This window comes from Trichormus sp. NMC-1 (assembly GCF_001858025.1).
In the GTDB taxonomy this organism is placed as follows: domain Bacteria; phylum Cyanobacteriota; class Cyanobacteriia; order Cyanobacteriales; family Nostocaceae; genus Anabaena.
This window is the reverse complement of the sequence record NZ_LZQD01000005.1, coordinates 67,690-81,734: the sequence shown is the minus strand read 5'-3', so window position 1 is coordinate 81,734 and position 14,045 is coordinate 67,690. Positions and strand designations below refer to the sequence as shown.

The window sequence follows — 14,045 nt, the reverse complement described above, 5'->3', positions numbered from 1 at the left end:
TTATAACAAATCGGGGATCTATACAGCGGATTCCTTTGTTATAAGGTACGTCATAGCCCCTCATCGCTTGCTCTTAGGGGGTTGGGGTGGGGTTCTTGTACCTCATGACACTGGGAAGTGCTATATCTTCATATGTGCGATCGCTATTTCGATTTGGTCAGGACGACAACCACTCAGCCAACGATAATAACCTGTTTGTGGATGAACACTGGGGGGAAGTATTGATGGTAGTTTAGTACCTCTAAATTCTAAAACTTCACCAGGGGCGGTGGTGATTTTGCGGGATTTGAGTTGAGGATGATTGATATCTGGCAATTTCAGTAAATATTGCGCCCGTCCTGGTCGTCCTGATGTAAATGCAACTGTGGTGGGTAGTGGTTGATGAGCGATAATTGCTGCCTGGGCGCTGTATCCATCACAGTCTATGGCGATTAAAAATTCTTGGGAGTTTTGACCGCAAAGGACACCTATACCGGTGGGGGTGACTTTGTAAAACCCGTGATGTCGGTTTCTAACTGGTACTTTTTCATATTGCTGTAGTTCATTCAGCAATGTTTGAGGAGACCAGGGATGTTGTTCCCATTGATACCCTAATGGTCTTTTTCCTTGAGTGGGAATGATAGGCCAGTGTGGAGGGAGTAGTTTGAGGGTATCAATCAGCTTTTGGATTGGTGGTTTTTTTAATCAAGCTTTTATTACCTATTTGTTTTTCAATGAGGTCTGCGTTAGCAGACAATTCACTCCACAACGCTACAAACTGGAACTTTTTACCACTACCTCCTCAAGCTGCTAAGAGAAATCCAACAAATAAATGATTCATTTTCACAGGATCAAAACGATTTTTTTTCCCCTGCTCTCCTACCCTAAAAGCTATGGGATATTTTTGTATTTGGAAATCTTTAATCACTTTGCAATCAGCTTTCTAAAAAACGGTGTAAGTAACAGCACATTGACAGTAAGATGACTACTTGTACATGGTGTGATTTAATAAAAGTAAGTTAGTATAAAAATTGTTAAGGGGGTCGAAATGGCGCAGTTCTCAGACTGGATGATAGTTGGTGCTTTTACGTTTGGTGTTGGTATAACTGGTTCTTTGACAGGACAAGTCAGCGTAGGTTTGCTAGGAAGCACTACAGGAGCAGTTATAGGTGCTGCTGTTTCAGGGAAATTACAGGATAAGAGACAGCATGATACAGTAAATGAATTAGATAAACTCAAGAAATTAGTAGCTACACAAGAGGAATTAACAAAGTTAAATCAACAAGTAGCAATTCTCCAACCAAGAGTAGAAGATTTACAAAAAGAGCAAGCAGCACTAGCACCAGTTAAAGGACAATATCAGGAAAAACTAGCAGCATTAAAACAAATTAATCAAAATTTAACTGCTCTGAAACAGCAAGAACAGGAATTAGAAAACCGCATTGCTGTAATTAATCAGAAAAAGCCAGATTTGTCTGAACTAGAAAAGCTGCAACAACAAATTGAAAAATTTAAAATTGATAAAAGTGGGTTAGAAGGTCAAATTAATGCCTTAAATTCTCAAGTTAAATCTTTGGAGTCACAAAAAGTAACTCTCCAGAATGTTGAATCAGAATTAGCAGCTAAACAAATAAGTTTGGATAATCTTAATATAGGATTTGAAAAACTGCAAAATCAAGCTCAACAATTAGAACAGCGGGCAACAGAAGTAGAATTATTGCGTGTTACTTATGATGGTCTTTTAGGAGAAAAAGAAAATTTTGAAACAAGAGTCAATCAGCTAAAGCCAGAAATAGAAAGATTAGAAGCTGAAAAACAACGCGTTTTACAAGCAATTCAAGAAAGCCAAAATGACTATCATAAAGTTGAAGAACTGCGTCGGATATTACATAACTTAAAAATTACCATCAGAGATCATGAATCAGAATTAAGACAGTTAGACAGGGAAATCCAGCATTTACAGGGTATCAAATCAGCACTGGAAGAGAATATTGCTCATTTACAAGTAGAAAAACAGGAACTTGAAGAAATAATTAAAAGACTTAAAGGAGAAATTACAGAAATAGAAAATAGTGCTAAACTAGCTTTACAATCTCTTAGAGAAAATCTTTGGCAGTATTTACCTGTCATCCAATTACAACTAGAAGAAACAGAATTTATTAGAGATTTTATTAGTAATATTCAATCTCAAGGATTAACTTTTTCAACACGAGTAATTAACGCTTTTCATACATCTTTAAAAGTACAAGATATATCAGCTTTGGCAATTTTAGCAGGAATTAGTGGCACAGGTAAAAGTGAACTACCACAAAGATATGCAAATTACATTGGAGCGCAATTATTAACTTTAGCTGTACAACCTCGTTGGGATTCTCCACAAGATTTACAGGGTTTTTATAACTATGTGGAGAAGAAGTTTAAACCGACTGATTTAATGCGGGGATTATATCAATATAATCATGATCCAAAAATGCAAGATAGAATTGTGATTGTGTTGCTCGATGAAATGAATTTAGCTAGAGTAGAATATTATTTCAGTGAGTTTTTATCTAAATTAGAAAGTCGTCGTAATCATGCAACTTATTTAGAAATTGATGTTGGTAGTTTAAGGATAAGCGAAAATGAACGTCGGTTAAAGATTCCCAATGAGTTTTTGTTTGTGGGAACAATGAATGAAGATGAAACTACACAAACTTTATCAGATAAGGTTTTAGATCGGGCAAATGTGTTAACTTTTGGTAAACCACAAAATTTGAAATTACGTCAGGAAAACCAAAATGGAAATAGTAGAAATCAACGTTCAGAATATTTGCCTTACAGTCATTTTCAAAAATGGGTTAAAATCCCAGATCCTAATTCTGAGTTAGTTAAAAAAGTTAAAGATATCTTGAATTATACTAATGAAGTGATGGAAAAATTGGGTCATCCTTTTGCCCATCGTGTTTATCAAGCTATTACTCAATATGTGGTTAATTATCCAGGAGTTGAGAATATTAATTCATCTGATTTTAAATTTGCCATTGCTGATCAATTTGGACAAAAATTATTACCAAAACTGCGGGGTGTGATGGTTGATGAAGCATCAAAAGAATTAGACGAACTGGAGAAAATTATTTTAGAAATTGATGATAAACCATTAATTACAGCTTTTAAGAAAGCACGAAAAGGACGTTATGGACAATTTAGCTGGCAAGGTTTAGTTTATGAGGATGAGCAAGTATCATGAAGATTTACCCTAGTTTGTTTGCTTATTTGAATAACTCACCTATGAGTTCCGATGATGATAACTTACTCAAAGCTAGTCAACGTCCAGTTATTGTTTTAGAATCAGAGGAAGTTTTATCAGCAATACCTTGGTTAATTCCTATTGATGATAGAGTGTATGAAGTAGGTTTTCCTTATTTACAACCTACAGATTTACAACATGATCAGCCTAATTTAGTATCTAAGTTAAATTTAGATATTTCTGGACAATCTTGTACTGTAAATATTAGTGATGAAGTATTAGATGTAGAAACTATCAAAGAAGAATCAGAAATAGAAGCATGGGAAAATAAATTAGGTAAATCTTTGGTAGATAAAACAACGGCTGAATTAATCCGTTTATTTATTGGAATGTTTACTGAAATATTGACAGATAAAAAATCAGCGAAAGCTCAAATATTACTAATTGATTTATCTGAAAAGTTAGCTATAATTAATCTTGAAGATGCTAATTTACCCATTGTAATTAGCTTAGATAGAAAATATCAACTGCACCGAAAACTAGAAGCAATCAGTGATAGATTGCGTCACCAACTGAGAAGACAAGCGGAATTAATGCCTGTTGGTAGAATTCAAGAAATGGATAGTTATTGTTTGCGTGATTATGTCCGTAGACCTGGGTTAACTGCTGTAGAAAAAGCGGGTTCAAAACAACAGCTAATGGGGATTAAACGCTATCAAGATTTTAATACACCTGAAAATAAGTTTCTAGGTCAGATTTTAGGTTTAAATTGTTTTCAATATAAGAAAAGTGGAGCAAGTCAATTTCAATCAGAAATTAGAAAAATTAGATTAGTAATTGATTTATTTAAACAACAACCAATAGTGAAAACTATTCAAGATAGAAGCTATCAATTTACTAAACCTAATTATGTATTGCAGCAAAATCCTATATACAGGAGTTTCTATCAAGCTTATTTGGAATATCTGCGACGAAAGAATGAAAAACAAAGGGTATGGAGTTTCAGGAGTGTATTATTAGCGGACACTGTTTATATTTATTTAGCAGCAGCATTGCTCAAATTTGAAGGAATAGATGTAGATGCTAATTTAGCCATTATTGGTAGTTTAATTCCCGATAAAGGACGTTATCTGGAGAGGGGAGAAAATATTACAGTTAAGGTCTTTTTAGAAAAACAAGTTTATGTATTTAGTGTGAAAAAGCAAATTGATGATATCAAAAGTGATTTGGTATTGGATTTAGAAATTCATCAATTAGATTCGATGGAATTAGAAACTAAAAAGTTAGTATTTCCGATTTGGGTATTTTGGTATCGTCCTAGTGATGAAATAATTATGCAAATGCAGGAATATGTACAAGATATAATAAATACCAAAAATGTCAAACTAGGATTATTATTTTATTTACAATTTCTTCCCAGTCAAGTGTTAACTAAAGTGAAGATAGAGCATTTTTGTGATAGAAAATTATGGTTAGTTCCATTACCTAACCCAATTACATTACAAGGATTTGATCAAATAGTTAATTTTATTGCCAAAGTAATTCAAGCATCTATGGAGTTAACAGTATGAATCAACAAGAGTTTTGGAGAGAATTACAACAATTAATTTATCAATCTAGGGAACTTTCAGAAACAACTCAAGCACAATCTGAGAAGTTATTACAAATTCAAGATTCTCCATCATTACCTACGCAATTAATTATAGAAACTGTGTGTAATGGTGCAGTTTATTTTAATGAGCGATCGCATTTAAACTTTCCCTCAATTATACCGCATATTTCCCTCAGTGGAAATCAACAAGTAGCATTAGAAATGGCACTTTCAAATAGTCCCATTGCTTTAATTTCTGGAACAGCAGCAACAGGAAAAACTCGTATTGCAAATAATCTTGCTCATGCAGCTATCAACCATTCTCATCGAGTTCTAATTTTAACTCATCACACTGCGTCCTTAACAGCTTATTATAACCTAACAACTTATCCCTTTTTATTATCTCAAACACAAAATTATCAGCAATGGATAATTAATCAATTGCGTTCTCAAAATTTCGCACAACCGCAGATGGATTATTTGCCATTACATCTGTTACCAGATGTAGAATTAGCAAGACTGCGAACATCTGCAAAACTAGAAAAATGGTTGCCAATTATTCAAAATAATTTACATCAACAATTAATAGAACTATTAAAATCCGAATTTCCTCACTTATCACAATCACGTCTTCAACTATTAGCTTATCGTCTGAAACAATTAGAATCATTACTAGAACAGCAATTGAAATTAAGTCAGATATATAATCATCTATCAGAAAAAGCATTGGCAGAAATTGCTAATCAGATGATGGAAAGTTCCCAAATTCCAATTTTGGCAACTGTTGCGGAATTTATGCAAACAGAAAATTGTTATTTTTGGGAATCCAATTTTGATTTAATTATTGTGGATGAAGCACATTCTCTCAACTGGATAGAATTAATTATATTATCAGGATTATGCCAAAAATTAGTTTTATTGGGTGAAGAAATCCCTACATATTATCGGAAAAATCGCAATATAAACTCATTCTTTACCCGCTTTCCTCAATGTTTCCAGTGGTTAAAGCAGCATTTGCTACCAACTTATGTTTATCAGCTAAAGGAACAATTTAGAATCCATTTAGAAATAGCTGAAATTGTTTATCCATGTATTTCTAAAGATTGGGTACAAACGCGATATTGGAACATTAATGATCCTCTTCCTCAAACTACACAAAGATTAGTTTGGCACGATGTACATCATGGAAATGTAGAGCAACAAATTATTAACTTTATTCAAAGTCTTCAAAATTTAAATTCAGAAATTATCCAGAAAATTGGCATAATTACTTTTTCCCTAGAAAATCGAAATTATCTAAAAAACAACTTAACCATAGAAAATAATAAAACATTTATTGGTACAATCGAAGAATGGTATGGAAATGAAAAAGAGATAATTATTGTTAATTGTGCAGTAACTCCTGAAAATATGACAATAGAAAATATTAATACAGCACTCACAAGAGGAAAAGACTATTTATTTTTATTCGGTGATTATGATTTATGGAAAACCTATAAATCTCCAATTCAATCATTATTGAATCAACCAGGATTATATAAGGAACGTCTAGTTTTAATATAAAATATCAAATATAAATTATGAAAATCGAAATTCAAATATCAGGAAAATTTCAACGTTTCCTATTGAGTGGTACAGAAGAAATAGCTATATCTGTAAATGATTTAATGCAGGAAGTGCAAGCAGTAGCTACACAACATCGCAGACGTACACCCCAACTATTACGTCAATCTTTTGGGTTAGATTTTATCCCAGAATCAGTATTAATTAACTTGTGCAAACAAGCAAGAAATATTGCTAACGATAATGAACTTTATCAAATACATTCCCTGAAATTATTACACCCTATTGAGTCTCAATTAAACAACCAAACTATTAACAAATATGCTTATCAATTTATTTCTGAAAAAGGTAATATTCAACTAACAGCAGATGATCCACAAATTCCCAGTTTCCCTGGCGCTATTTCTCAACAACCAGGAAATTATATCATTACCATAAAACAACCTATTTATCCTGATTTAGATCAGGAATTTATCCAAACAATATGGAATAATATTAGTGATTATTGGCAGAATTTACCAGCAATTAACAAAATAGAATTTATTTTACAATCTAGTAATTCTCAACAAATTTGTATTAATCATCAAAAAATTACGGCTTTTATTTCTATTCAAGAATTACCCTTAGAATTAAGAACAGCAATTACATTTTTACGCTTACAGGAAACTAACACATCAAATTTATCAATATCAGTGCAATCATTAGTAGAGGAATATCAATCAAGATATAGATATGAACAAATTAAGTTACCTGAACAGTTACAACCTAACTCTAATTCAACTCCTCAAAGTGGGTTGTTTATTCGTAATCGTCAAAATCGGAATATTTTCCATAAAATCATTAACGATGCTCGTCAATTTTTACTAATTTCTAGTTATATTATTGAAGATGAAGAACTAACAACACTAATTTGTGAAAAATCATTGCAACTACCTCAAGGAGTTTGGATATTAACAGACTTGAGAAACGAAGTTTTAGATCGTATTGATGAACAAATATCAGATAATATTTCTATCCCCGAACAATATAAGATTTCAGATGAACGGAAAAAAACTTGTTTAAGAATGTTACTCAATGCAGATATTCCCATTCGTAGCGGGGCTTTTCATTTAAAAACCTATATTTCTGAACAATATTCTTATTTAGGTTCTTGTAATCTTACTCGCGGAAGTTTAGATATTAATAAAGAAGCGGGGATAGTTTTTAGGAATAATTCTCAGCATCAAAACCTAATTAATTTATTTCAGCAATTTTGGCAAAAACGCAGTAGCGATGAGGTAATACCAGATATAAATAATGATGGTTTTCGTTTGCGTTCTCTCTTGCATAATCATCAAAATCAATATATATATTATCCTGATTTTTTGACATCATCACAATATGAAAGAGATTTAATTAAAGAACTAACAAACTTTAAAGGAGAGGTAAAAATTTACAGTCGCAGTTTTCAACCATCAGCAGAAATAGCAACTTGTCTACGTCGGTTAGACACACAGATTTTTATAGATTCAAGTATGTCAGTTAAAAACCAAAACTTGAATATTTATAAAATTAATAATCTCCATGCTAAAATAACTATTTTAGGAAATCAAGTAGCATATATTGGAGGAATTAATTTTAATTTCAATTCTAATTTTTCACGGACACATGATTTAATGTATAAAACCACCGACGCAAAAGAAATAAATCAGATAATTCGTCAACTACCATTACTAGATTCATAAACTATGACTACATTATTCAATTTAGAATCCTATATTGATGCTTGTCAATATACTCGCATATTTCAAAATTCACCAGAACAATCAATTCCTGACTCCAGAGAAAAATACAAAGCATTATTAGATAAATATAGTGAAAATCGTTATTTATCAGCACCAATTATTAATAACAATCGTTCATCAAAACTAACTATTAATTCCTCAGCATTAAATTATTTATCTGTAGGAAATGAATTAACTACGGGAGAACAAAAACACTTGTTTGTTATCAGTGATACATTAGATTTAATGACACTGAGTAACAGTAATATTTTAGGACGTGGTGACGGTTATTTATATAGCAGTGCTTATCATTATTGGAATCATTATACCGAAATTCATCAACATCAAATTACTAAACCATTGATATTTCTTGATTTAGATAATTTTGGTATTTCTAATTTAATTCCTGTCAGGTTAACACAAACTGAAAATAGTTATTATCAAATCCCTATTCTTGATACTAAGAATAAAATATTATTAGATAATATTTTTGACTGTCAAGCAATATACAAAAATATTTGTTATGCGGTATCTCAAAGTTTATTAAATCAATTTCCTCCGTTATTAACAAATGTAGAAACAGTTTATCATTTATCTAATTATTTGCAAAAAATTAACTTTTTACAACTCATTCAATCTTGTGAAAATCAAGAATCTGTAGATTTGATTATTGAAATTAAACGAGAAAATCAGATTTTATATAAGCAAATTAATTTAATAATATCAGATATTTCTAATATTGTTTTTGAGCAAATTAATTTTACTGATCTCCAGAAAATAGCAAATCAATATTCTCAATATCAATTTGTCTTAGTTAGTCAATATAATTTTTCAAAAAACATTAATACACATCTACCTAATTTTATTATCCTTTACCAAAATAATCAACAGTTCCCACAAATTTGGAGAGAAAAAAATAATTTAAATTTTCCTTTATTTGCGATTTATCTGGATGAAATTGAATTTGCTGTTGCTATTTTTGATAAAATAGAATGGATTAAATTATCTGATGAAAAAGATTTTATTTCTTACGAAGGTAAACCTACACTATTAATAGGAGCTATTCCTAGTTTAAATCAAGATTTTGTACGTATTACACAAGGTAGAAGTAATGCTAATTTACCTATTCGAGTTAATGGTAAAGATTACTGTATTAATGGTGTACCGCAAGATTATAAAATACAAATCGAGAACTATCAAGGATCAGATGAAACCCTTGTCAAAATTCAGTTTAATTTGCAACCTGGTTCTTTTCCAGAACTCAAGGTTAGGGATTTAAAAGATAATTATAAAATCAAGACTAGCTTTATTAATAGACAACAGACAGATAATAGCACTCAGAAATATTATAGTCATATTTTACCTGAACAAATTACAGCGAATCGTCAGCAACGATCATTAGATCAAATTCAACGATTAGAAAGACGTAGTGGTTTCCAAGAATTGATAAATAATTTAACTGAAATTGCTAGTGGATTAAATAAAATTACTAGTCAAAATTTTCAAAAAAATAATTATCATGTTCTAAATACAAGTATTAAGCGTTTTAAGTCCAAAATACATCAACAACCTGATTTATTACAGTTTATAGATATTTCATCAAATGAGCTAGTTGTTAATAAACTAATAGCAAACTTAAATCAAGGAAACCTTTCGAGGTTAGTTGATATTGTATATAACACACTCATATCTAATCAACCTTTAAATAATCAAAAAAAAGATTTGTTAGTAGATACGATTATTTTAATAGGTAAACTATATCAATTTTCCGAATATATATTATCAGATAGATTATTTTCTCAATTACAATTACAATTAAATAATGCTGATAAAGTTAGATATCGTAATCTATATAATGAATATTGGCAATGTCTAGCTAGAATAGCAATTAATGAAGAATTACAAGGAAAATATTTCAGTTTATTTGATTCTCAATATAGTTTACAAAAAAGTCAGTACCTATGGGGATATGGAAGAATTTTGCTTTGGTACTATAATTTTAATTCTTTCAGTTCATGTCTAAATTATCAAGAACATTTTATGAAAATAATAAATTATTTACTGACAAAACAATATAGAACATTCTCTGACGGATATAAACAAAATGCTTTTTTATCCCTAATTTATCTTCTAACTTTTCGCGCTCATAACTCAGATTTTTGTGGTAAAAATTCACGAGAATTTATTTTAGCAAAGCAAGTTGTTGAACATTTCCAGCATGATAAAATTATTTTAAACACAATTAGTAGAAAAAAGTCATTAAATCAGTATTTCCAAGAAATGATTGAAGGTACTTCCACAGCAGAGGAAATAGCAAATCTTCTTCAAGGTTAAATAACCTATTTATAATCAATTTATAGACAAAAGATGATTATTCAAAGATGTAGGTTGTAAGTTGGTAGTCATAGCAGATAACCTTATCTATACCTTCTCCTTACTATATTACACTGACCCGCAATATCGGTTGAATATTATGACATTGAATGAAGAACAACCACAAGTAGTTAAATAATTTATTGCTGCCATTTCCTCAGCTAAAAACAAAAAAACCGGGAAACTGAAACGCCCCCGGTTTATTCATAATGTGGGCATAGTATCGCTACACCCTATTTATTGCTGAGAAAAAGTCAAAAAATTAAACTTTAGCCGCTGCTCTCATTACCAATTCACCTTTAGCATACTTAGCAGCAAAATCTTCTAAAGAAATTTGCTTAATCTTGCTTGCGTTACCAGCAGTACCAAACTGTTCATAACGGTCAGCACAAACCTTCTGCATATATTTAATAGAAGGCTTGAGGAAGTGACGAGGATCAAATTCCTTGGGATTAGAAGCCAAAGCTTCACGCACAGCCGCAGTAATAGCCAAACGATTGTCGGTGTCAATATTGACCTTACGAACACCACTCTTGATACCTTTTTGAATTTCTTCTACAGGTACACCGTAGGTTTCAGGAATAGCACCACCATATTGGTTAATCAGTGCAATCAAATCTTCAGGTACAGAAGAAGAACCGTGCATTACCAAGTGGGTGTTAGGTAGACGACGGTGAATTTCTTCAATGCGGCTGATAGCCAAAATTTCGCCAGTAGGCTTACGGGTAAACTTGTAAGCACCATGACTTGTGCCAATAGCCACAGCCAAAGCATCTACTTGAGTTGCTTCTACAAAGTTAACAGCTTCATCAGGGTCAGTTAACAGTTGAGAATGGTCTAGTGTACCTTCAAAACCGTGACCATCTTCAGCTTCACCAGCACCAGTTTCTAGAGAACCCAAACAACCAAGTTCACCTTCAACGCTAACACCCAAAGAGTGAGCAACGTTGACAACTTCGCTGGTAACTTTAACGTTATATTCAAAGCTGGCAGGGGTTTTAGCGTCAGCTTCTAAAGAACCATCCATCATCACACTGGTGAAGTTGTTCTTAATAGCTGAGTAGCAGGTAGAAGGCGCATTACCATGATCTTGGTGCATGACAATGGGAATCTGAGGATAGGTTTCTACTGCTGCCAAAATCAGGTGGCGCAGGAAGTTTTCCCCTGCATAATTACGAGCGCCGCGAGAAGCTTGTAAGATTACGGGGCTATCTGTGTCAGCCGCCGCCTTCATAATTGCCTGAATCTGTTCTAAGTTATTAACGTTAAAAGCTGGAATGCCGTAACCGTTTTCAGCCGCGTGATCCAAAAGCAACCGCAGTGGTACAAGCGCCATATATATTCCTCCTAATTTGGGTATCAGCCAGTCAGTTTGATAGAAGCGTAATATTTATTTTAATGTAATTTTTACGCTAATCTTAAGGTTTTTTTCAACTTATAGGAAATTATAACTAGTAGCGGATGTTTATGCTGAAAAACTTTGCGGTCTTACTATATCAAAATAATCTATCATTTCCATATGATGCTGTAATATTCGCTACCGTCAACTCAGAAAGTTTGGTCGCTGGGTATACAAGAGGCTTTCTTACAGGGGACAGGCGAAAACAGGGTTGTACCCTATTTCATATTTCTTTACAGAGTTTGGGTTGGGTTTTTGACGCTGATCTACTTAACCTTTAATTACGTATCCCTAGCGGGACCGTAGGCATGATTACGAATTACGAATTAGTAATTATTCGGTAAAAATTTCTAATTTCCTGCGTTGTCTTGTCAGACTAGATCATTTTGCTCAATAACACTTCTTTATGATGAGAACAAAGCTTGTAAACTAAAATTAATCCAATGCTGAACCGAATTAAAGACTTAGCCACCACTCTAGCACCCCGGTTAGTGGAAATTCGCCGCCATATCCACTTACACCCAGAACTCAGCGGACAAGAGTATCAAACATCTGCTTTTGTTGCTGGTGTCTTGTCTTCTAGTGGCTTACACGTACAAGAATGCGTGGGCAAAACTGGTGTCATTGGTGAACTACAAGGCACTAAGCAAAATGATCGGGTATTAGCAATTCGTACTGATATGGATGCCTTACCGATTCAAGAGCGCAGCGGATTGGACTATGCTTCTCGGATAGAAGGTGTAATGCACGCTTGTGGACACGATGTCCACACGACAGTAGGGTTAGGTACAGCAATGGTACTATCCCAAATGGCAGCAGAGTTGGGGGGTAACGTCAGGTTTTTATTTCAGCCAGCAGAGGAAATTGCCCAAGGGGCAAACTGGATGGTAAAAGACGGGGTGATGGATAATGTTTCAGCTATCTTAGGAGTTCATGTTTTCCCTTCTATTCCTGCTGGTTCTATTGGCATCCGTTATGGGGCTTTGACCGCAGCCGCAGATAATTTAGAGATTATAATTATTGGTGAATCGGGACATGGTGCGCGTCCCCATGAAGCAGTTGATGCAATTTGGATTGCTTCCCAAGTGATTACGGCGCTGCAACAAGCTATTAGCCGCACTCAAAATCCTTTACGTCCTGTAGTGTTGAGTATTGGACAGATTAATGGTGGCAGAGCGCCAAATGTAATTGCTGATAAAGTACAATTGTTGGGAACTGTGCGATCGCTCCACCCAGAAACCCGCGCCCAACTACCAAACTGGATTGAAAGCATTGTCTCTAATCTTTGCAATTCTTACGGCGCAAAATACCAAGTTAATTATCGTCAGGGTGTACCAAGTGTCCAAAATGATTATGCCTTGACACAATTATTACAATCATCAGCAGAAGAAGCTTGGAGTAGCGAATTCGTCCAAGTCTTACCCGAACCTTCCCTTGGGGCTGAAGATTTTTCTGTTTATTTGGAACACGCCCCCGGTTCAATGTTTCGCTTGGGTGTCGGCTACAAAGATAGAATTATTAATCACCCCTTACATCATCCTCAATTTGAAGTTGATGAGTCTGCAATTATTACCGGGGTTGTGACTTTGGCTTATGCAGCTTATAAGTATTGGCTACTAAAATAAATAGTTCTAAAAAGTATGGACAGTTATCTTCGCCGCGACAATACAAGTCTAAAAACCTGATTATTTCCTAGGGTGGGCATTGCCCACCAACTCTTATTGAAAAGGTGCAAGATGTGAATTGAGCAAGTTTAACTAAAAATCAACTAAGTAGGTTAACAGAAAAATTTAAAGGTATGTGAAGAAAAGTAAAATCGCCCAAAGCTCTCTTCCTGTTCCCTGTTCCCTGTTCCCTGTTCCCTGTTCCCTGTTCCCTGTTCCCTGTTCCCTGTTCCCTGTTCCCTGTTCCCTGTTCCCTGTTCCCTGTTCCCTGTTCCCTGTTCCCTGTTCCCTGTTCCCTGTTCCCTGTTCCCTGTTCCCTGTTCCCTGTTCCCTGTTCCCTGTTCCCTGTTCCCTGTTCCCTGTTCCCTGTTCCCTGTTCCCTGTTCCCTGTTCCCTGTTCCCTGTTCCCTGTTCCCTGTTCCCTGTTCCCTGTTCCCTGTTCCCTGTTCCCTGTTCCCTGTTCCCTGTTCCCTGTTCCCTGTTCCCT

At 33.9% G+C, this 14,045-nt stretch carries 9 protein-coding genes; 6 read left to right on the top strand and 3 right to left on the bottom strand.

Annotation, left to right across the window (positions count from 1 at the left end; all coding sequences use genetic code 11):
* Positions 1–120 precede the first annotated feature (120 nt).
* Positions 121–621: a bifunctional DNA primase/polymerase gene (locus tag A9Y75_RS16595; protein ID WP_269086312.1), complete on the bottom strand. Its 501-nt coding sequence runs from the start codon at positions 619–621 to the stop codon at positions 121–123.
* Between the two features lie 406 nt (positions 622–1,027).
* Here A9Y75_RS16595 and A9Y75_RS16590 point away from each other — a divergent pair, with 406 nt between their 5' ends.
* From A9Y75_RS16590 to A9Y75_RS16570, 5 genes are read left to right on the top strand one after another with little or no spacing between them, the layout of a single operon-like run.
* Positions 1,028–3,205, top strand: a complete 2,178-nt coding sequence (locus tag A9Y75_RS16590; RefSeq protein ID WP_071190655.1) for an AAA family ATPase — start codon at positions 1,028–1,030, stop codon at positions 3,203–3,205.
* Positions 3,202–4,776: a DUF2357 domain-containing protein gene (locus A9Y75_RS16585; protein ID WP_071190654.1), complete on the top strand. Its 1,575-nt coding sequence runs from the start codon at positions 3,202–3,204 to the stop codon at positions 4,774–4,776. The genes A9Y75_RS16590 and A9Y75_RS16585 overlap by 4 nt, the downstream gene beginning before the upstream one ends.
* Entirely contained in the window at positions 4,773–6,359 is a 1,587-nt protein-coding gene (locus tag A9Y75_RS16580) for an AAA domain-containing protein (RefSeq protein ID WP_071190653.1), read from the top strand. The genes A9Y75_RS16585 and A9Y75_RS16580 overlap by 4 nt, the downstream gene beginning before the upstream one ends.
* Before the next feature lie 17 nt (positions 6,360–6,376).
* On the top strand, positions 6,377–8,083 hold the full coding sequence (locus A9Y75_RS16575) for a phospholipase D-like domain-containing protein (protein ID WP_071190652.1): 1,707 nt from the start codon (positions 6,377–6,379) through the stop codon (positions 8,081–8,083).
* A 3-nt stretch (positions 8,084–8,086) separates the two neighbouring features.
* On the top strand, positions 8,087–10,456 hold the full coding sequence (locus A9Y75_RS16570; RefSeq protein ID WP_071190651.1) for a hypothetical protein: 2,370 nt from the start codon (positions 8,087–8,089) through the stop codon (positions 10,454–10,456).
* Between the two features lie 301 nt (positions 10,457–10,757).
* On the opposite strand, the gene fba is transcribed toward A9Y75_RS16570, so the two are convergent.
* A complete protein-coding gene (fba, locus tag A9Y75_RS16565) occupies positions 10,758–11,831 on the bottom strand; it encodes a class II fructose-bisphosphate aldolase (RefSeq protein ID WP_071190650.1) in 1,074 nt (357 codons plus the stop codon).
* A 506-nt stretch (positions 11,832–12,337) separates the two neighbouring features.
* On the opposite strand from fba, the gene A9Y75_RS16555 reads away from it, so the two are divergent.
* Positions 12,338–13,519 (top strand): M20 family metallopeptidase, encoded by a 1,182-nt coding sequence (locus A9Y75_RS16555; RefSeq protein ID WP_071190648.1) that lies wholly within the window; start codon positions 12,338–12,340, stop codon positions 13,517–13,519.
* Between the two features lie 165 nt (positions 13,520–13,684).
* Here A9Y75_RS16555 and A9Y75_RS28600 read toward each other — a convergent pair.
* The coding region (locus A9Y75_RS28600; RefSeq protein ID WP_177176219.1) for a hypothetical protein at positions 13,685–14,045 on the bottom strand (361 nt) is incomplete at its 5' end.

Coding starts and splice junctions, on each gene's coding strand:
- A9Y75_RS16590 (WP_071190655.1), top strand. CDS start 1,028: ATGGCGCAGTTCTCAGACTGGATGATAGTTGGTGCTTTTACGTTTGGT.
- A9Y75_RS16585 (WP_071190654.1), top strand. CDS start 3,202: ATGAAGATTTACCCTAGTTTGTTTGCTTATTTGAATAACTCACCTATG.
- A9Y75_RS16580 (WP_071190653.1), top strand. CDS start 4,773: ATGAATCAACAAGAGTTTTGGAGAGAATTACAACAATTAATTTATCAA.
- A9Y75_RS16575 (WP_071190652.1), top strand. CDS start 6,377: ATGAAAATCGAAATTCAAATATCAGGAAAATTTCAACGTTTCCTATTG.
- A9Y75_RS16570 (WP_071190651.1), top strand. CDS start 8,087: ATGACTACATTATTCAATTTAGAATCCTATATTGATGCTTGTCAATAT.
- fba (WP_071190650.1), bottom strand. CDS start 11,831: ATGGCGCTTGTACCACTGCGGTTGCTTTTGGATCACGCGGCTGAAAAC.
- A9Y75_RS16555 (WP_071190648.1), top strand. CDS start 12,338: ATGCTGAACCGAATTAAAGACTTAGCCACCACTCTAGCACCCCGGTTA.